Raw genomic sequence first — 19,671 nt, forward strand, 5'->3', positions numbered from 1 at the left:
CAGTAATTTTTTGGAAAAAATTCATTTATTGTGTTTAAAGTAGGATATGGGTATTGAATGTTATCTTTATATTGAATGATCGTAAAATTACTAACAAAATAGAACATGGAGGTTTATTTTGCCTACGGAAACTGTTTTTAAAGGAGGTCTGGAGTTAAAGTTTTTTGAGCAAATGGAGTTTGAGGATACAGATGGAGTAGAGTCCTCACAACAAGACGCTATTCTTGCACGTAATATACTGCGTTTTTTTACCATGGGGTGGACACAATCCTGGACTCAATTTTTGACACCATCCGTTTTATATTCCTTTTTCGTACAACGTAATTCCAATTTATTAAGAGAAGTACGTTTTGCCATGCAACAGGGATTTTTGGAGCTCTTTAAACAGCTACAGGGTAAGAATTTGAATTCAGAACAAAGTGAGCAGGTTCAGCTTTATTTGAGCAATTGTTTGTGCATGCTTCCTTATAGTGATCTGACTCCTTACGAGTTCTTTAAAATTCCTCAATATATCTCAGGGCATTGGGAACTGGTTGAATATCAGGTTAGTCCTATTGAGTTAACAGTAACATCGGGTTGGCGTAGTTTATTCATATATGATCACGACCGAGTTTTTGCTTATGGCTTGAAGCCCCTTTTTCAAAACAATGCAGAGTCTCATTTAATTTTCATGGGCACAACATATCCTGCAGGACAAGGTTTTTTAACTCAAATACGAACTGATGCGAAGGGAGTTGAATCTGTAGGTAGCTCCTTGTATCAAATGGGTAGAGAAAAGATACATGAATGGTTAAATCAGCAGGAAAATACCATTCATGCATGTGGAGTAAGTCTTGGAGGGGCATTAAGTTTATTGCTCGCTATTGATAAAGGAAATTACAAATTATCAAGAATTGATGCATTAAATCCCCCTGGTCTTTATGAACCTTTATTTAAAAACGGGCATGATTATTGGGATAAATTAGATGAAAAGCCAAAAGTAGTGATACAAAAACAAGGTGATGATCCGGTTTCAGCATTTGGAGTCTGGAAAAAAGAGTGGGAAATTTTGCAGGTGACTCCACCAAAAGACAAGCAGGGACCTAATGCTTTTTGTGATCATTGTCTTAATTATGCTGGATTCGCAGAAACCGAGTTTAGGTATGTTGCTGCAGAATACGATAATTGCAAGCGAAACACATCTTACAATTTAATCAATGCTCTTGCTAGAACTTTTATTTATTATTATTTTTTAGTTCCTTACACTTATGTTTTTCGCCCAATTAGCTATTTTGCGTTGAATAAGTTATTTACAAAAACTGATAATCTGACCTATGAAGAAAATACCGGACTCGCTAAAATTCATCAGCCTACGCTTTTAAGAAATGCCTCCATGGATATGTATAATATGGATAATTCAATTGAAATGAATCTTACTTATAAACAAATCAATACTTATTATAAAGTGATGCGTTGTTTGGTGAAGAAGAAAAATTATTTATCGACTCAGGAATATGAAAACAAACATGTGAAAGGTATGAGCAAAAAGGCTTTATTAGAAAAAAGTTTAGAATTTCAAGAGTCGGATGGTGTTGTTTCCTTTAATGTAACCAAAGCTAAGGCAATTCATATAAAACATACTTTAACCTTAGTTCATCAAATAGGCATTGAGAATCAGGAACATTTAAAACAGGCTTTAGAAAAGAATTATCAGTCATATATCCTTGGCAAGAATTAGGGGGCGAATTGCAAGAAGACAACGCGCTTATATACATAGTGAGCAATGTTCATAGACCCTCTGCTTTCGCAGAGGGTGAGAAGACTCTTATTTATTTTATGAAGGCTCTTACCACGTTAGCAAGTTATCTGATCAGATAGTTCAGAATAATTCTCAAAAGCGATAGATAAGATGCGCTGCAACGGAATAAAGAAAAGGATAATAGGCATCTACCGGACTAAGCTGTGATTCACCATAACCGGCAGTAAAGTTGCCAGCTATTTCACCCATTATATGTTCAGTAAAATTATAGTTTACTCCAACAGTAAAAGTGGGTCCGGGATTCCAATCATTGATAATAATGTCTTTACGATGTACACCTGCTACTCCAGCACCTGAGAAAATTTTCATGTTAGAATGAGGAACAGGTACCATCAGTTTACCAATTAAACTTAATGTTTCAGTTTGCGTTGTTAATGTTTCTGACCCATTATGAAAAAAACTGAAGAGACTTAAGGGATCAAAATGAACATTCGCATCAGCAAAGCGCATATAACTTGCTTCAATAGCGAAATAATGCGTAAACTCATATCCTACCATAACGCCCCAAGTGCTCCCTCCTTCATCAACTTCTATTGGAGTGGATAGCATCAATGCTGCATTTTGATTTTCTTCCGAGGGAACTAAACCATCCCAGGTAGTAGAACCATAACCAGCAATTGCTCCAAAATAAAAGGGATGGCGCACAGGTGTTTCTTCATGTGCCAAACAAAAAGGGGCATATAAAAATAAGTAAGCTAATAGAGATAACTTTGATTTTTTAACAAGCACAATAAATACTCTAAGAAATTATATTAATTAATCAGAATTTCTGTTGGGCGGGAAGCCCAACTAGAAAATGGCGCTATGTTGAACAAAAAATTTAAAACCTCTCACAGACAGCTGCGCAATTTACATAGATGTCATCAACTTTTTGGGTGGCAGTGCCGGTTTTATAACATTTCCAATTAGCGATACAATCGTCTGGAGTAGTTTCTCTTTGAGCTGCGCATGCACTTTCTAATGAACCATATACAGCTACCATTTGACCATATAGCAGCTTCATGTTTTGACAAACATATGGAGGTAACCCTTTAGCGGTACAATGACAAGTTGCAGTTGTTTTAAATGAAGAGCAAAAATTGGGGTGATGGATTGGTAAGGCTTTGCCGCAGGCAGCTGCAAAAGTAACGGCGCTAAATATAAATAATAATCCTGCAAAAATTGTTCTTATCATTCTTATTCATCCTCTATATTAATAATTGCATTTACTGTATCAGAAAAATAGGTGTCCTGCAAAAAGAAATCAATGATAGATGGATAAGTTAAATAGATTATTACTCTCTAAATTTTAGGCAGGATTCGATCCAGCCATTTGGGCAAGTACCATACCCAATTTTTAAAAATTGCCATTATTGCTGGAACCAGAAAACTACGTATCAAAAAAGCATCTACAAAAATAGCTACCGCGATCCCCAAGCCGAATGCTTTAACCATCAATACATCAGCGACTAAAAAAGAGCAGCTAATAACTATAACGATAAGCGCTGCACTAGTAATAATACGACTGCTCTTTTCAATACCAAAAATGATACTGTTATTATTATGTTTCGTTAATCGGTGAGCTTCTTTAATGCGGGATAATAAAAAGACTTCATAGTCCATAGAAAAACCAAATAAAGCACAAAATATAATTACTAATAAACTAATATCCAACATCTCTTGGGGCTGAAAATTAAGTATCTGAGAGAGATAACCATCTTGAAATACAAGTACTAGAGCTCCATATGAGGCACAAAGACTTAACAGAGTCATAATAATTGCTTTTAATGGTAAGAATATTGAGCGTAATAATAAAAGAAGTATCAAATAAGAAAATACCATAATCCATAAAATGGAATAAGGAAGAAAATGATAGATGCTTTTTAGCACATCACTATTACTTACAGCAGTTCCAGTGATCTCTAAATTTAATCCTGAACCCACCTTCATATGATATAATTGAGTAATTAGTTTTTTAGTCTCAGGCGAATTTGCAGGATATTTGCTAACAACATGAATAACTGTTAAATGTTTGGTTGTTGTTGTCTCTAACAATTGCTTCACTCGAGAATCGAGTAATTTTTTATTCATATGATATAGAGTGTAATATTGGCTTTTTTTCACATCCGAATCACTGCTGATAATGCCATTCACTTCTTTGACTAAAGGATTTTGTTCTAATTTATGGACGAAATCATATAACTTTGAAAGATTGTGGCGAGATAGAATCGGTGAAGAAGGGGATTCAATGACCAATACAATAGGATTTAGCTCTTCAATATTAAATTTTTCTGCATAAGTATCATAAAAAGCCCTATTTTCTGAGTTCTTAGGAAATATACGGTAATCCGATATTCCGAAATTAGCCTCTAAAAATGGATATCCTAGTAATAATAAAAAAATAAGTATGGGAAAGAAAAAGCGATAGGGATGGTTTACCACTCGTTCAGCTAACCAACGCCAATAGCTAGAATGATTTTTGTTTCTAAAAATACGTACGGAGAGGAAATTTATTTTTGTCTTTAAGACGGCAAGTATTGCTGGTAAAAGAATGGTTGAAATTAATACGGCGTAAAACACTGCAGCCAAACCACCTACTGCAACAGAGAATAATATATTAACCGGAAATAGGAATAAGGCACTCAGGCTTACAAAAACAGCTAAACCGCTAAAGAAAATTGCTTTGCCTGCTGTTTCTTGACTTGTTGCAATAGCTTCTTCGATGCTTGAGCCATTTTTTAATTCGTCTCTAAATCGACTGATGAAAAATAATGAATAATCCAGACAAAGACAAAGACCTAATAATAAAGCAATGTTTATTGTGAATATAGAAAGTGTAAAAAAATGACCTAAAAAGTACAGAGTAGTCAAAATAATTAATGCGCAGCCACCTCCCAAAATAATAGGGAGAGTTGCAGCAACTACTGAACCGAAAACAACAACTAAGGTAACAATTGCTACGGGTGTAGCAATGAAATCAGCTTTATATAGGTCTGTTTGCGTTTGTTTATTTACATTTTGAACAAAAAAAGGTTCTCCTCCAATTTGCATAGTCATATTGTAGGGTTTCTTGATAGAGTCTTTAAATTGTTTCAGTAACGGATCACTAATTGGCTTATTTGTTTTTATGATGATTGCAACATAAGCAGTATGCTTGTCTTTTGAGATCTGATGTTGGTCATCAGGATAAATTATTTCATGCTTGAGCGGAAAATCTTCTAACTCAGATAAAGATTGCCGCATTTTTTTCTTAAATAGAGAACGAGTGGCTAAAAGTTTGGGGCTGTGATACATGACAATAAATTGATTTTTATCATCATAACCGAGTTTCTTATCCATATAGAGTTCTGCTTTCGCACTTTGAGAGCTTTCATCAACGAAGCCAGTTGTTTTAAATGGAGCGATGATGTGTGGTAGAAAGGGAATACAGGATAAGACCACGAGCACCCAAAAAATTATGATGGGCCAACGTAATTTATTAATTAACTTTCCTAAACGGTACGACAATGTTTTTGTGGGCATTTTTCTAGTCGGAGCTTCCAAACTCATAAAAATTAATGACTCTCTAAATATATTAGTATAAATTAATCAGTATGTGTAAATTAATGAGAAAAAGATATTAATGCATCATTATCAGGACTTAATCAATCTTTTTGAAATTTGTTTTGCGAATGAATATAACACAAAACTTGTAAAAGGCGATGATGAACCTATTTATTTACCTGCGGATGCAAAGCGCGCTTATCATGTTTTATGCTTTGCTCATGGTTTTTTCAGTAGTGCTTTACATGAATGTGCTCACTGGTTAATTGCTGGGGAAGAACGTAGAAAGCTGGTTGATTTTGGTTATTGGTACATGCCTGATGGGCGTAATGAAGAGCAACAAGCAATGTTTCAATGTGTAGAAGTAAAGCCACAAGCATTAGAATGGATACTTTCTAAAGCTTCAGGTTATAAATTTCATATAAGTATTGATAACTTAAATGGTGCTGAGTCAGATACAATATTGTTCAAACAATCAGTGTACAATCAGGTAATCCATTACTGTAAGCACGGGTTATCACAACGTGCGAAAAAATTTAGAGATGCTTTATGTGATTTCTATAATCAATCCCTTGTTTTGAGAGAGGAAGATTTTTCCTTAGAGGAGTTATAGTAACTGCATGATATAATGTGTCAGCGTGCTTGATGTATGAGCTAATTCTCATTTTTAAGGCACGTCAAACTCTGGATTTACTGCGTTCGCAGCTAATTTTTAATGATGGAGCACAACACCCGTGGTCCAATCTAGATTTTCTCTTGGAGAAATATATTTTACGGGTTGAGTTACTGAGATCCCATAACCGTCAATCATTAACGCATAATAAAATGCAGGTAAGAGGCAGAACGATTCTATATATTCATTATCAGGAAATTGCGTGCTCAGTCCTTCCCATTGTTGATGACAAATCAGACTATTTGCTTGTTGTAATAAATCCTGATTGGTAATTTGATTATTTTGAAATTGGAATGGTTCGCTTTCCACGAGATTTGTTAATCCCCCTATAGCGTACCACATCGTAATACGATTGGTGGCAAGAGTAGGTTGTACTTCGCTTTGGACTTTGTGCACACGATTGATCAATGAAGATACCTCCTGCTGACATATAACAGCATCTCCTTGTCCTAAGTTACCGCCAGGAAGAGGGTAACCCTCTGAAAAACATGAATTTGTATCGAGTAACTGGTGTGTGACCTCGTTCTGCCCAAGCCCAAGAAAACTATGGACGAACAGATTAAGATGTTTGCCATAAAGATCTAATTCTACTTGTGAGCTTTTATTCGTCTCCACATCTTTTGGTATTGGAAAAGCAATTTGTACCGAGGCTCCACCAATGTCCATGACCCCTATGGGTTCGGTAGTGGATGATTTAAGTGTGCCTATATGATAATTTACAGCAAGCCAATCGTATAACGCCTCATCGTTTCCGGTGATGGTTTTTGCTTCAATAAGTTGCCATATAGATTGTTGGTTAAACCAATTTTGTATTTCTTTATAATAAAGCTTCTGTTTGGTTTGGGGTATAAGACGCATTCCTCCAGTTGCATAAAAATAAACTGGAATGTTTTGTTTAGGAGCTCCGGAGAAGAGAATAGTCAGATAGGCATCTATGGTATCTTGATTCGCTTCGATTGTTGCGAGGCCTGGTTTGATTTTTTTAGACCATATTTCATGAATTTGAGACGGAGTGTTGGTTTCATCTAGATCATAAGCAAAAATATGTGCTCTTGAGCCGGTACTTCCTGCATCAACTACTGCCATACATTGATGTTCAGTACATTCGGCAGATTCAGCATAAACATCGGTTACTACAAAAAGAAATGAGAGAAAAAACCAAAAACAGCGCATAGCTAAGGAACCCCAACAAAAAGTTTTTAAATGATACATTATGTATTTTTTATTTTCAACATGGTATCATGCAGAAAAATGATGAACTATTTTGTTTCGTATCGTAATTTTTTTAATTAGAATTATCAATCCGTAGTCTGGGTGCGTCACAAGACGCCAAGCTAAAATATCTGTATTTCATTTATAAATAAATCTGCAATGTATTATTGCGTCGAGAGCTTGATATTTATGTACAATCAGACTGTTATCAAATACTTTTTATTTTAATTATTTCAGGCAGTATTATCATGAAGATGAATCAAGAATATCGAGGCTCTATTTATGCCATTTTATCTGGGTTTCTATACAGTTTTATCGGCTATTTTGGCTTAAGTGCAATTAATGGTCATTTGTCTGCAAGTACGATGCTTTTTTGGCGCTTTTTGATTTCAAGCATCATTATTTTATTTATTATGCTGCCAAAAATAAAAGAAAATAACGATTCTTATAAAAACATGTTTCTTGCTTTTTTAACGGGTATATTCTTTTATGGAATATCTACTTGGCTGTATTTTTTAGCCTCTCTATATATAGGCTCAGGATTGGCGATGGTGATTTTTTTTACTTATCCTGTTGTCATTATGCTGTTGAATTATTTTTTTTATGGCCAGTCGATCCCACCAATTTATTATTTAGCGATCCTGATTATTTTATTCGGCATGATATTCATGGTGGATTTGGATGCATCTTTTAATCTATGGGGTATGGTGTTTGCTATTGCATCTGCATTTTTCTATGCTTGTTACATTATCGGGAGTAAACGAAATTTACTCTCTCCAAATATGTCAACATTTATGGTGTGTCTAGGATGTACGGTAACGAGTTTCTTTGTTTCATTTTTTAATCATTCTTTTGTCGTTCCAGCATCCATGACAGTTTGGGCTCATTTGTTTGGAATAGCGATTATTGCAACAGTAATACCTATTTTATTGGTATTATATAGCTTGAAATACATTAGCTCAGAAAAAGCTTCTATTTTATCGGTTTTAGAGCCCGTATTTGTAGTCATTTTTGGTGTGTTACTTTTGGGCGAAAAAATTCAGCTTTGGAGTATTGTTGGTATGGTTTTAGTTTTAATTGGCGCAGTGATGACTTTATTTAGTCATAAAATTAATCTTGGCTACTTGAGAGTACTATCAATGCGTCGTGAAAATGTTGGTTAAGTATTTAATGGAGTGCAACGCAGCTTGGTTGCATTGCACTTCTTTCATGCTATGTTTTAATACCAACTTCCATTACAGCCGCCACAACCCCCACAGTCTGTAGCACAAGTTCCGCAACATGGGTTACTTGAACAGTTAGCCATAAAGGCAGCTGAACACACTAAAATTACAGCCATTATTATTTTTTTCATACTTATCCTTGTTATCGCCTGTATATTAACTATACTCTAAGTTTTTGAATTTAACCAATTTATATCAAAATTTCTTCAGTATGTAGCCATTGCAATTTCCATAAATTATAAATAAGTAATTGATTTTTTTTTGTATTTAAATAAGTACTTAGCACTTTATAAGATAAGTAGCGATTATTAGCAATATAACGCAACAAATCCTCATTAACTCCATCTATATCCCATGTACTTCCATTGATATAAAATTGATATTCAGATTGCTCATTTTGATTTTGATATGCAAATCGGCACGAAGCATCCCTTATAAGATTTAATCCTGCTTTTATTTCTTTCATAAAACCAGATAAATCAATTAATTCGTCTTCTTCCAAAGGAACGGGCAATTGGAGTTCTGCTTGTTGATCGAGTCGCGTAGCAAAACATCCAAACCACGATTGCATTGTTTTTTCATCATTAATTAATTGTTGTAATAATTTTTGAGCATTAAGCCAGGCAGAAGGCATGATTTCGGACGTATTTTGTAAATTAGACCAGTCGGGGTCTTGGTACAGATTTTTGAACGAACCTTTTTCAGATAAATAATCACTAAAACTTTCTAATAGTTCTTGTCCCTGGTAACTACGATAGCCAAAAGAGTAAGTCATACACTCGTCAGACAGGGAGATCCCATAATGACCCACATGTGGAGGAAGGTATAACATATCTCCTTCTTCAAGGATAAAACGCTCTTCAATATCAAATTGATTCATGATACGTAATTCAAGGTCTTTCATATAGTTTTGGTTATTACAACCTTTAGTAGTTAACGACCATTCACGTTTTCCTTTGGCCTGATATAAAAACACATCGTAGTTATCATAATGAGGCCCAACACTGCCATGAAGAACAGCATAGCTAATCATAATATCGTCAATTCTCCATTGTGGAATGAAATTAAAATGATCAAGCAATGCATAAACTTCAGGAATTAATCGATCTACACCCTGCACTAGTAAGGTCCAATGAGTTGGTGGTAAGGTACTAAAGTCACTTTCAGAAAATGGCCCGCGTTTTAAATGCCAATAAGGTTTTTCATTAGGAGTTTCAAAGACCAGACGGCTTTCAACATCCTCTTCCAGTGCAAGTCCAGCAAGTTCATCGGGAGATAAGGGATGCGTGAATTCTGGCAAAGCCTTGCGAATCACTAGAGGTCTTTTTTGCCAATAGTCACTGAGAAAAGTTTTTAAAGAAATTTGCTGCAGATTGATCATTTATTATGATTACTCCCATGAGGTCAAGTTAATGCTTTTGATACACTCTATATTTGGCTTTTGCGGGGCTCAGGTCGAGACGGAGACTGGTACCTCAATTGGTAACTCTCTCAGACATAAAGTCTGGAAGGTAGGCAACTTAGAATAAATTGTCAATATACTTTAATAGATCCCCTTTAATTTGATTGAAGAATACGTTCTAATTCACCTTTTGCTTGACGAGAAAAATTAATTAAATCACTTTCCTTATCAAAAAAATCAAATGAGCGAATTAATGTTGTTTCATCATGTTTTTTGAATGCAGCTGCTTTTTTCTGAATATCTTCTGATTTATAGCCTAGGAATTTCATAATTTCTTTGGTCATAGTTAAAGAAGAATCAAATAATTCTCTAATAAAGTAATCCACACCCACTCGATGCAGCTCATATGCATGACGACGATTACGAGCTCTTGCATAAATTTTGAGGTGGGGGAAATGGTATTTGGCTAACTCAACAATTCTTAGATTTGCATCAGGATTACCTACAGTTACAATTAATAGTTTTGCATGCTCCGCTCCGGCACTTTTCAATAAATCTAAACGACTTGCATCACCAAAATGTCCAATGTATCCATATTTTCGAAGTAACTCAATTTGCTCGGGATTTTTTTCCAATACAGTAAATTTAATTTTTTCTCCATTGAGCAAACGACCAATGATTTGGCCAAAACGCCCATAGCCAGCAAGAATAATGCCATTTTTTTCATTAATGGAGTCATATTCACGTTCAGGTAAGACACTCATAAATTTGGGTACAATAAATCGATGGTAGATAAGCAATAAAAAAGGTGTGGCAAGCATCGATAACGCAACAACAAGAGTACAAAATGATGCGTTATCATTACTGATTACTTTAGTTTTACTGGCGTAATCAAATAAAACAAAGGCAAATTCACTGCCCTGAGATAAAGCAAAAGCAAATCCTAAAGTTTGCAATTTAGTTAAATCAAAGATGCGGCCTAAAATGGAAAGAATAAGCGCTTTGATGCTAATTAATACAAGAACGGCTGTAAGAATGAGCAACGCCTTATGGGTAAAGAGCGAAAAATTCATTCCCATTCCTACAGAGACAAAAAATAATCCGAGTAAAATCCCTTTAAATGGTTGAATATCTGCATCAACTGCATGTTTGTATTCAGAGTTAGCTAATACAACACCCGCAATAAATGCACCTAAGGCAGGAGATACCCCTATTGATTCCATTAATAAAGTAATTCCTACCACTAAAGCAAGAGAAAACGCAGTAAATACTTCGCGTAAGTTTGTTTTTGCAATGATGAAGAATAAATGTCTGGACACGAAATGACCAATTAAAATAACGGCTCCAATTACTCCAGCTACTAAAAGGGCATGCATCCATCTAGGAAAATGCATGATAAACGCTGCTTCATTAACATTGACTTTAATCACTCCATGTTGTTCCAGTAGAGGAATGATGATTAATATAGGAATTACGGCAATATCTTGAAATAACAATACAGCAAATGATGTTTCTCCTTCAGCCGTTTTCAATAGGTTTTTTTCTTGTAACATTTGTAAAACAAGGGCTGTTGATGAAAGCGATAAAGCCATGCTTATCGCTAAGGTTTCTTGCCAAGCATACCCTAACATAAGCCCAAGTGCAGTGAGTATGCTCGTAGTTAAGATAACTTGTAATCCCCCCAGACCTACGATAAGCCGTCGGAGTTTCCATAACATAGCAGGCTCTACTTCCAAACCGATAAGAAACAACATCATAATCACACCAAACTCACCAAAATTCATAATTTGTTGTGAGTTTTCTATGAGCTTGAATCCGAAAGGTCCAATAAGAATACCAACAGTGAGATATCCTAATACCGAGCCTAATTTGAACCGGCTAGCAATAGGAACCATAATACTCGCTGATACCAAAAAAATGAATGTATTAAGTAACATGTGATTATTCATAATTAAACCTGATTATTATTTGGCATGACAGTTCTTAAATTTCTTACCGCTGCCACAAGGACAAGGTGCGTTACGTGCAACTTGAGGCTTATGGGTTTTATTTAAATTTGGCTTATGTACGCCGCATACATAATACCAACGACCATTTTCTTTATGAAACTCACTTAATTCATGAATGATTTTTGTCTGATTGTGTTCAGAAAAGCGTGCAGCAAACTCGACAAAACCTATATGTGAAGTAGGGATATCTGAATTAATTACTGTTAAGTCAATCCATTTAACACTCTTAGCCCACTGAGCAGCCTCAAATTCATTAAAGCCTATGAGCGCTTTGCCTTTCATGGTGCATTTGATGTAATCAATTTTTCCTAGGCTGTAAGCTGTATATCGTGAGCGCATCAACTGCTCAGGAGTTTGTGGTAGCTCATGACTATCAAGATACAAACCACAACATCTTTCATAAGTATTTTGTGATCCACAAGGACAAAGTAACATGGTATGATCCAAAGCGAAACATAAATCTATTTTTTGGGATTATAGATTATATTCGATATAGTATTAAATTTTTACTAAATTACACGATTATTTAGGGTAAATGAATGAATTCCTACTTATTCACGCAAAATATAGAGCAAATCAATCATCAAGAAAGTATTAATCGGTTAGAGGAAGGTACGGTTTTATTTTTTCCTAAATATTTTTATACCTCTATAGATCCTGTTTTGTTCTCTGAAAATATCCTTGATGGGAGTCGTAAAAATATAAGTTACGATATCCGTACTCAAAAGCTCGGTGCTTATAAAAAAGAAATTAGCGGCTTGAATGATAAACTTTCATCGATGATGCATGGTTATGCTGAGTTTGCACATCAATTAATTCAGCATGTTCTGCCTTCTTATATCCCTCATTTAAAATGGGGACGAACCAGCTTTAGGCCTGCACAAGTACAAGGGCGTGTTTCTTCAAAACGTAAAGATGATACTCGTTTACATGTAGATTCATTTGCAGCAAGCCCGGTTCATGGGTTAAGAATTTTACGTGTTTTTTGTAATGTAAATCCAGATAATGAACCTCGAATTTGGAATCTTGGTGAGCCATTTGCAGATGTGCTTCATCGTTTTGGACCTAAAATCGCATCTTACAGTAAAATCAAAGCAAAAATTCTAAAGTTTATTAAAGCAACCAAAACCTTACGCTCGCCTTATGATCATTATATGTTGCATTTACATGATACGATGAAACTCGATGATTTGTATCAAGCAAAAGTTCAAAAAATGCAAGTTGATTTTCCTGCTCAAAGTACTTGGATAGTGTTTACTGATCATATGTCGCATGCGGCTCTTAGTGGCCAGCATTTACTAGAACAAACCTTTTATCTGCCCGTTGATAATATGGCTAATCCAGATTTTTCACCCTTGAATCAATGGAAGAGGATTCGTCCAGAATTGCAAAATACCCACGTTACTTTATAAATATTTAGAGATCCGTTGACAATTTCTACAAACATAAAATGCAGGACATAGGAGAGTGAATTGTCAACAACGCTGGTTATATTGGCTAGATGCTTAATGAGGTCTTTTTAATATTTTATTCTGCTTTAAATATCTTTCAATTTCTTTAGGTGTTAGTGGTTTACTAAAAAGAAAACCCTGTATTTCATCGCAATGTTGTTTTTTTAAAAAATCCAATTGTTTTTGAGTTTCGACTCCTTCAGCAAGCACTTTAAAATTAAAACTGCGTGCCATAGAAATAATCGCTTCTATAATAACTTCATCACTATGTGATGTTGATATATTTTGGACAAATGATTGATCTATTTTTATACAGTCAATATGGAGCTGCTTTAGATAGTTGATGCTGGAATTTCCAGTACCAAAATCATCTAGCGCAATTTTAATGCCTAATTGTTTGAGTTGATTCAGCATATAAATAATATCTTGATGTGTTATAACAACATTCTCAGAAATTTCAAACTCTAAATATTGAGGATTAAGCTGATATTCATTTAAAGTTTTTTTAACAAAATCAAGGAAATTCGGTTGTCGTAATTGTCGGGAAGTAATATTTACAGCGACATGAACATAAGGCAAGTTTTTTTTATGCCAGATATTTATTTGTTGGCACACTTCTCTAAGAATCCATTCTCCAATGGGTATAATTAGCCCCGTTTCTTCAGTAAATGGAATAAAATCCATAGGAAGTAATAAACCTCTTTCTGGATGATTCCATCGGATTAGTGCTTCAACGGATAATAATCCTTGTTGATCAATATTACACTGAGGTTGGTATACTAGAAAAAATTCATTATTATTTAGCGCATTATGCAATTCAGCTTCTATTAAAAAGCATTGTTTATTGTGTTCATATAATCGAACGTCATAAAAAGAAAATTGGTTTCCTCCTTGTTCTTTTGCTTGATACATTGCTAAATCAGCATTCTTTAATAGATCATTAGCTGTTTCTCCATCTTGAGGATAGATACTTATCCCCAAAGCAGTAGTTATAAATAAATCCTGATTTGTGATTTTAAAGGGTTCTTTCATAGAATTTAAAATCTTATTAGCAATTGTATAAATAGTGTTTTCCTCAACTATATGACAAATCATTACAAACTCATCTCCACCCATCCTTGCTAGGATATCTCCATCTCGAACTAATAAACTCCATCTTTGTCCAATCATGCGTAATAATGTATCACCAACTTCATGGGATAGACTGTCATTGACTAGTTTAAATCGATCTAAATCAAAATAAAGTATTGCAAATTTTTGTTTTTGATTTTTTGCATTATCGATACTTGTTCGTATTCTATCGATTAATAAAGATCGATTGGGTAATTGGGTTAATGGATCATGGAGCGCCTGATAGGTAAGTTTCTTTTCAAGATTGGCGCGTTCAGTAATATCATGAAAACTCCATACACGTCCGATGATAACATCATTTAAACGATGTGGAAGAGAATAACACTCTAGTGTTTTTCCATTTTTAAAAGACACAATACTGCTGCTGATTTCATTAATATTTTTTTTAAGGCGGTTAAGCTCTTCCAAATATTTTTTAGGTTTAAAGAGCTGATTGAGCATGTGATATAAGACACTCAATCCATCATTAGTTTCTAACATGGATTTTGGAATATTCCACATGGAAACAAACTTAGAATTACAATCAATAATTTTATAATTTAGATCAGTAACTAAAATTCCATCTGTAGACGATTCAAAAGTTGAACGTAGAATAGATAAAGATTGCTGTAAGAATTTGGTTTGTTCGGCTACAGTTTTTTGGAGTATTTTTTCATGATGTTTTGCATTATTCGTCAAAATCCATTTTCTTGTCAAAGCACAAGCCAGTTGCCTTACCACCACTATATCGAATGGTTTTTTCAAAATAAGATAATTGTCACCCATTCCTAGCTCTTTTACAGTTTCTCCCCAACTGAAATCAGAATATGCAGTACAAATCACTATTTGAATGTCGGGATCAACTTTCCACATTTGTTTAATGGTAGTGATCCCATCCCACCCCGGAGGCATTCTTATATCTACAAAAGCTAAAGCATAATGTATCCCTTTTTTCAGATCTTGTTTGATTTTTTTTATTGCTTCATATCCTTGGGATGCTGTATTAAAAATAAATTTAGGTAAAAAACTCTCCATATCGGAACTCTCTGATTCATTTAAAAGAGGATCATCAAATAATTGTTGTTCAAAATAATCGATCTTTGTTCTAATAGTTGAGGAGGTGAGAACTTTAATAAAATCCGTATGAATCGAAGAGTTATCGTCAATAATCATAATATGTAATGGTATATCACCCATAAATGTCTCCTTGTTGCTTTGAATCAGTAATGGGTAATGTCAGTATAAATTGGGCGCCACATCCTTCTCCCTGGCTTTCGGCAATAAGTTTTCCAGCCATTTCTTTGGCGGATAATGCTGAACTATGCAAACCAAAGCCATGACCGTTTTCTTTAGTGGTGAATCCGAAGGCAAAAATATGTTGTAAATCTTCTACTTTGATGCCAACTCCATTATCTTTAACCATTATTTGTACGGAGTTCTGCATTTTTTGTACGCTTATTTCGATTTTTTTTTGTTGGATTAGACGTTTTTTCGAGTACAGAATCTTTGGCGTTTTGAATCAAGTTAATTAAAATATGCAAAAGTTTGGTTTTATCAACGAAAATTAACGGAGTGAGTTTAAATTCTTTGATGATCTCAATGTCTTTTTTCGAAGAACTCATCGTGATATTTAATGCGCTATCAATTAATTCAGGAACATAAATGGACTCTCTAAAACTTGAGAGCCCACCAATTGATTTTTGCATATCTACTATTTGATTAATATGTCTTAAATCGTGCTGTAAATTATCAATTTCAATATTATTTTTTTCTTCTTCCTCTAAGATAATTTTAGAGAGCGATAATAAAAATTCTGGAATAATCATTCCTTTGGGATCATGACTTAAAAAATGAGCTAAATCAGTTTGATGTTGCTCAATCATTGTTACGACTCTCAGTAATTTTTTATAATAAGCTTGTTTGTAACTGTTTTTCACTAAAGAAATTGAGACATTAGAACTGTTTAAAATATTCCCAATGTTATGCAAAATAGTGGTTGCAACTTCAGCCATTCCAGCTTGGCGAGCGGTAGATGAAATTTGTTGATTTAATTTTTTAATTTTTTCTTCAGCGATTTTATTTTTATGGATATCAATCACAATACCCGTAAGCTGTTTATCAGCATCCAGACACTGCCCAATCGTTCGATACCAGTGGTAAGCTCCATCTGGATTTTTTACTCGTATCTCACACTCATAATCTATTTTTTCATTTAACGCTCTTTCTACTTTTTGAACAAAATCAAATCGGTCTCGTTCGTGAATTAATTCAATAAATTCATTAAGGGTAGGGGGTTTATTGATTGGATTTAAATGAAATAAAGTGAATAATTCATTTGACCAAATTGTATGATCAGTATTTCCATCATAGGACCAATATCCTAAGCCAACAATATGTTGTGCATGTTCAAGTTTTTCATTTAAATTCATCATTTCTCGAGAAGAAATTGCTGTGGAGCGTTCATGCATATAACGTTCTTGATCTACTTCTATATAAGTATTATTAATATGATTTAAAAAAGTTATCCATTGTTCTGTGCTTTCCGGTTTTTGATTGGGATCAATTTTCAATCGTGCTAGCTGTCTTTGTAATAATTTATGAATGTCCATAATAATTTTATAGCTCATGTATGGTGGTAATTGTCATTGTTTGATTATGTAGTTCGCAATTTCCAACTGAAAATGGCGATAATTCGCCATAAGAATAAAACCCTATTTGTGTTGAACCTTCAGGTAGAGCAGAAAAAGTTGATTCAATTTCCTCTTCAGTCCGTGCCCCTAACAGGAGTCTTCTTCCTACACAGCTAATATCGATCGCAAGAACCGGACCTAATTTTTCAAGTCCGTTTGATAGCATGCGATTATTCGCTAAGTTTCCAGCTTCATGGGCACTGTCTATTAAGCGATCAAAATTTGCGCGCATTAATTGGGCATGCCATCCAGTTGGAATATCACCAGCAAAGACCAGAGATTGTTCTTTCTCATTAACTGCTAAAATGGTGCGAACCAATTGCGTATCATTATGAGCATTAGGATCATGGATCGCTAAGGGATAAAGCAATCCTGAAGAGGGTAATTCAGAAGCTTTTTCACCTAAATATTCCTTATAAAGTTGCAGAGCAGGCCGATAGTCAAGTTCATATAAGACATTGGCTTCAGACCGGGTAATACGACGAATAGGGCCAAAAATATCCCATCCTCCTTTTGATGCGTGTCCAATCTGAATTTTTGAACCGTAGAAACCAACAGCTACTACGTAATGATCGAGAATTTCATTATTTAATATGGTCCATGTTCTTTTAAAATTGCTCCCATCACCTGCTAAGCCACCGGTAATAATTAAATTATTAGTTTCTTTAGCTGTATTTAAACCCTTTACTAATTCAGAACCATTTACATTCAGTCCATCAGAGAGTACAAAAATACTGCGTAAATGAGTATCTTTTAATTGATCTGCAATTATCATACCTGTATTTTTTGATTCATTACTTTGATTTACTAGGGCTTTTGCAATTTTTAAAGTCGTATGCGCAAATTTTGCCACTACAACAGCAATACTATGATCAAAAAGATAATTACCAAAAATTTCACCTGCGGTAGAGCAACCTACTATTTTTGATTGGGAATAAAACTCAGCTAATTGCAGTATTGGTTCATGAAAATCATAAAATTCTGGGGCAGAAAAAATGAGAACCAAAGTATTCGCTGAATCAAGTTCAGGAAATTTTTTTAAGCTCCATCCTTTATTTTTAAAGAACTGAAATGTTTTAATTTCCATACTCTCTCCTTGTTCTCTCATATATCTAAATGACAAATGATCGACCATTAATTAAAAGTATAGTGTTTATCTTAAATTTTTTCAGTGATAAGGAAGACTTAAAAACCATAACACCTTCAATATTTTTATGAGGCAATGGTTTTTCTAGGATAACAATGGCATAGATTGCTCATTTGGCCATTACGATTTTTTTTTGCTACCCAACCAAAAATTCGTTATGATGAGTTCGATTAATTTGTGGAAGGAACGTCGTTTTTATGGAAGGAGAAGCATCACCTGCCAAAAATAAAAAAAAAATGGTGATTTCTAAATATTGGCGAGAGCGATTTCCATCAGAGAACTTTTTAGGGTTGATTATTATTTTAATCACTTTAGTTGCTTTGTTGTGGTTTTACTTCGCTCATAAAAAACCGAAAGATGTGGGGCCAAAACCTATACCTATAGTTGCTGGATTTTCTACAACCCGTGATGTACCTATTTACCTTCCTGCTTTAGGAACAGTAACACCAGTTTATACTGTATCTGTTCAATCCCAAATCAACGGCATATTAATGAAAGTGCTCTTCAAAGAAGGACAATTGGTCAAAAAAGGACAATTACTAGCACAAATTGATCAACGTCCCTATGAAGCATTGCTGACACAGTACGAAGGAAATTTAAAAAGAGATTCAGCGTTATTAGCCAATGCAAAAATTGATTTAAAACGTTATCAAAAATTATGGCAGGAAGATTCAATTTCACAGCAAACATTAGCGACTCAGCAAGCATTAGTCGAGCAATATGAAGGAAACGTTAAATCGGATTTGGGGTTAATTCAAAGTACTAAAATTAATCTCATTTATTGCAATATAACTTCGCCAATTGATGGACGAATTGGATTACGATTGATTGATCCTGGCAATATTGTACAAATATCAAATACACAAGCCATTGCTGTTGTGACTACTATGGATCCAATTACCGTGATTTTTCCTGTTGCAGAAGATTATGTACCGCAGATAGCTCCAAAAGCTTATGGTGACAAGCAAATGGAAGTTAACGTTTATGACCGGCAACAAGAGCATTTACTTGCAAAAGGAGCGTTATTGGCTTTAGATAACCAAATTAGTACGACTACCGGAACAGTCAGATTAAGGGCTGTTTTTAATAATGAGGAAAAAAAATTATTTCCTAATCAGTTTGTTAATGTGAAAATACTAGTTGACACATTACATGATGCTACTGTTGTACCAACAGCTGCTGTGCAACATACAACAACAGAAGATTTTGTTTATATTATTAATTCAGATCATACTGTAGCAACTCAAAAAATTGTAATGGGACCTACAAGCGGTGATGATACTGTGATTAAAAGTGGCTTATTACCTGGTCAAAAAATTGTAATTAATGGCGCTGATAAATTAATTAACGGATCTAAGGTGCTAATACACGCCGAGCATCCTAAGGACATATCTGTTAAAACAGCCAGTATAGCCGTTTCTTTATTGGGGTGAC

Annotated in this window: 17 protein-coding genes; 5 read left to right on the forward strand and 12 right to left on the reverse strand. The window is 34.5% G+C overall.

Translation table 11 applies throughout. The features are described 5' to 3' along the window. The first annotated feature begins 118 nt into the window (after window positions 1–118). Window positions 119–1,717: a hypothetical protein gene (locus tag Lsan_RS03365; protein WP_083505073.1), complete on the forward strand. Its 1,599-nt coding sequence runs from the start codon at window positions 119–121 to the stop codon at window positions 1,715–1,717. A gap of 153 nt (window positions 1,718–1,870) precedes the next feature. Here the strand turns inward: Lsan_RS03365 and Lsan_RS03370 are convergent, their stop codons facing one another. The 3 genes from Lsan_RS03370 to Lsan_RS03380 form a co-directional block, all read right to left on the reverse strand. Further along, window positions 1,871–2,527, reverse strand: a complete 657-nt coding sequence (locus Lsan_RS03370; protein ID WP_058513129.1) for an outer membrane beta-barrel protein — start codon at window positions 2,525–2,527, stop codon at window positions 1,871–1,873. A 91-nt stretch (window positions 2,528–2,618) separates the two neighbouring features. Continuing rightward, window positions 2,619–2,972 (reverse strand): hypothetical protein, encoded by a 354-nt coding sequence (locus Lsan_RS03375; protein ID WP_058513130.1) that lies wholly within the window; start codon window positions 2,970–2,972, stop codon window positions 2,619–2,621. A 107-nt stretch (window positions 2,973–3,079) separates the two neighbouring features. Continuing rightward, window positions 3,080–5,326 (reverse strand): MMPL family transporter, encoded by a 2,247-nt coding sequence (locus Lsan_RS03380; protein ID WP_058513131.1) that lies wholly within the window; start codon window positions 5,324–5,326, stop codon window positions 3,080–3,082. A 73-nt stretch (window positions 5,327–5,399) separates the two neighbouring features. On the opposite strand from Lsan_RS03380, the gene Lsan_RS03385 reads away from it, so the two are divergent. Continuing rightward, window positions 5,400–5,933, forward strand: coding sequence for an elongation factor P hydroxylase (locus tag Lsan_RS03385; protein ID WP_058513132.1), 534 nt, complete (start codon window positions 5,400–5,402; stop codon window positions 5,931–5,933). Window positions 5,934–6,032: 99 nt separating this feature from the next. Here the strand turns inward: Lsan_RS03385 and Lsan_RS03390 are convergent, their stop codons facing one another. After that, entirely contained in the window at window positions 6,033–7,166 is a 1,134-nt protein-coding gene (locus tag Lsan_RS03390; RefSeq protein ID WP_058513166.1) for an acetate and sugar kinases/Hsc70/actin family protein, read from the reverse strand. A 287-nt stretch (window positions 7,167–7,453) separates the two neighbouring features. Here Lsan_RS03390 and Lsan_RS03395 point away from each other — a divergent pair, with 287 nt between their 5' ends. Then, window positions 7,454–8,368 carry a DMT family transporter gene (locus Lsan_RS03395; RefSeq protein ID WP_058513133.1) on the forward strand — a complete coding sequence of 305 codons (915 nt, stop codon included), beginning with the start codon at window positions 7,454–7,456 and terminating at the stop codon, window positions 8,366–8,368. 56 nt (window positions 8,369–8,424) lie between these two features. Here Lsan_RS03395 and Lsan_RS23285 read toward each other — a convergent pair whose 3' ends face one another. The 4 genes from Lsan_RS23285 to Lsan_RS03410 form a co-directional block, all read right to left on the reverse strand. Beyond that, window positions 8,425–8,559: a hypothetical protein gene (locus Lsan_RS23285; protein WP_272947130.1), complete on the reverse strand. Its 135-nt coding sequence runs from the start codon at window positions 8,557–8,559 to the stop codon at window positions 8,425–8,427. Window positions 8,560–8,618: 59 nt separating this feature from the next. Continuing rightward, window positions 8,619–9,809 carry a cupin domain-containing protein gene (locus tag Lsan_RS03400; protein ID WP_058513134.1) on the reverse strand — a complete coding sequence of 397 codons (1,191 nt, stop codon included), beginning with the start codon at window positions 9,807–9,809 and terminating at the stop codon, window positions 8,619–8,621. Between the two features lie 176 nt (window positions 9,810–9,985). Further along, the gene (locus tag Lsan_RS03405) at window positions 9,986–11,779 is read right to left on the reverse strand and encodes a monovalent cation:proton antiporter-2 (CPA2) family protein (RefSeq protein ID WP_058513135.1); all 1,794 of its coding nucleotides are present in this window, start codon (window positions 11,777–11,779) and stop codon (window positions 9,986–9,988) included. Window positions 11,780–11,794: 15 nt separating this feature from the next. Then, window positions 11,795–12,274, reverse strand: a complete 480-nt coding sequence (locus Lsan_RS03410) for a YchJ family protein (RefSeq protein WP_058513136.1) — start codon at window positions 12,272–12,274, stop codon at window positions 11,795–11,797. A gap of 104 nt (window positions 12,275–12,378) precedes the next feature. Between Lsan_RS03410 and Lsan_RS03415 the strand changes: the two genes are divergently transcribed. Next, entirely contained in the window at window positions 12,379–13,251 is an 873-nt protein-coding gene (locus Lsan_RS03415; RefSeq protein WP_058513137.1) for a Kdo hydroxylase KdoO, read from the forward strand. A 93-nt stretch (window positions 13,252–13,344) separates the two neighbouring features. On the opposite strand, the gene Lsan_RS03420 is transcribed toward Lsan_RS03415, so the two are convergent. The 4 genes from Lsan_RS03420 to Lsan_RS03430 are packed head-to-tail and all read right to left on the reverse strand — an operon-like array spanning window position 13,345 to window position 18,177. Beyond that, window positions 13,345–15,597 (reverse strand): EAL domain-containing protein, encoded by a 2,253-nt coding sequence (locus Lsan_RS03420; RefSeq protein ID WP_058513138.1) that lies wholly within the window; start codon window positions 15,595–15,597, stop codon window positions 13,345–13,347. Further along, window positions 15,590–15,844, reverse strand: a complete 255-nt coding sequence (locus Lsan_RS22820; RefSeq protein WP_237762018.1) for an ATP-binding protein — start codon at window positions 15,842–15,844, stop codon at window positions 15,590–15,592. Before Lsan_RS22820 ends, Lsan_RS03420 begins: the two co-directional genes overlap by 8 nt. Next, entirely contained in the window at window positions 15,816–17,027 is a 1,212-nt protein-coding gene (locus tag Lsan_RS03425) for a PAS domain-containing protein (RefSeq protein WP_237762019.1), read from the reverse strand. Before Lsan_RS03425 ends, Lsan_RS22820 begins: the two co-directional genes overlap by 29 nt. After that, the gene (locus Lsan_RS03430; RefSeq protein WP_058513139.1) at window positions 17,017–18,177 is read right to left on the reverse strand and encodes an FIST signal transduction protein; all 1,161 of its coding nucleotides are present in this window, start codon (window positions 18,175–18,177) and stop codon (window positions 17,017–17,019) included. The genes Lsan_RS03425 and Lsan_RS03430 overlap by 11 nt, the downstream gene beginning before the upstream one ends. Before the next feature lie 257 nt (window positions 18,178–18,434). On the opposite strand from Lsan_RS03430, the gene Lsan_RS03435 reads away from it, so the two are divergent. Continuing rightward, a complete protein-coding gene (locus tag Lsan_RS03435; protein WP_058513140.1) occupies window positions 18,435–19,670 on the forward strand; it encodes an efflux RND transporter periplasmic adaptor subunit in 1,236 nt (411 codons plus the stop codon). Window position 19,671 lies beyond the last annotated feature (1 nt).

This window comes from Legionella santicrucis (assembly GCF_001468135.1).
GTDB classification, from domain to species: Bacteria; Pseudomonadota; Gammaproteobacteria; order Legionellales; family Legionellaceae; genus Legionella; species Legionella santicrucis.

Coding starts and splice junctions, on each gene's coding strand:
- Lsan_RS03435 (WP_058513140.1), top strand. CDS start 18,435: ATGGAAGGAGAAGCATCACCTGCCAAAAATAAAAAAAAAATGGTGATT.
- Lsan_RS03380 (WP_058513131.1), bottom strand. CDS start 5,326: ATGAGTTTGGAAGCTCCGACTAGAAAAATGCCCACAAAAACATTGTCG.
- Lsan_RS03390 (WP_058513166.1), bottom strand. CDS start 7,166: ATGCGCTGTTTTTGGTTTTTTCTCTCATTTCTTTTTGTAGTAACCGAT.
- Lsan_RS03425 (WP_237762019.1), bottom strand. CDS start 17,027: ATGAGCTATAAAATTATTATGGACATTCATAAATTATTACAAAGACAG.
- Lsan_RS03410 (WP_058513136.1), bottom strand. CDS start 12,274: ATGTTACTTTGTCCTTGTGGATCACAAAATACTTATGAAAGATGTTGT.
- Lsan_RS03405 (WP_058513135.1), bottom strand. CDS start 11,779: ATGAATAATCACATGTTACTTAATACATTCATTTTTTTGGTATCAGCG.
- Lsan_RS03430 (WP_058513139.1), bottom strand. CDS start 18,177: ATGGAAATTAAAACATTTCAGTTCTTTAAAAATAAAGGATGGAGCTTA.
- Lsan_RS03375 (WP_058513130.1), bottom strand. CDS start 2,972: ATGATAAGAACAATTTTTGCAGGATTATTATTTATATTTAGCGCCGTT.
- Lsan_RS22820 (WP_237762018.1), bottom strand. CDS start 15,844: ATGCAGAACTCCGTACAAATAATGGTTAAAGATAATGGAGTTGGCATC.
- Lsan_RS03385 (WP_058513132.1), top strand. CDS start 5,400: ATGCATCATTATCAGGACTTAATCAATCTTTTTGAAATTTGTTTTGCG.
- Lsan_RS03395 (WP_058513133.1), top strand. CDS start 7,454: ATGAAGATGAATCAAGAATATCGAGGCTCTATTTATGCCATTTTATCT.
- Lsan_RS03420 (WP_058513138.1), bottom strand. CDS start 15,597: ATGGGTGATATACCATTACATATTATGATTATTGACGATAACTCTTCG.
- Lsan_RS03415 (WP_058513137.1), top strand. CDS start 12,379: ATGAATTCCTACTTATTCACGCAAAATATAGAGCAAATCAATCATCAA.
- Lsan_RS03400 (WP_058513134.1), bottom strand. CDS start 9,809: ATGATCAATCTGCAGCAAATTTCTTTAAAAACTTTTCTCAGTGACTAT.
- Lsan_RS23285 (WP_272947130.1), bottom strand. CDS start 8,559: ATGAAAAAAATAATAATGGCTGTAATTTTAGTGTGTTCAGCTGCCTTT.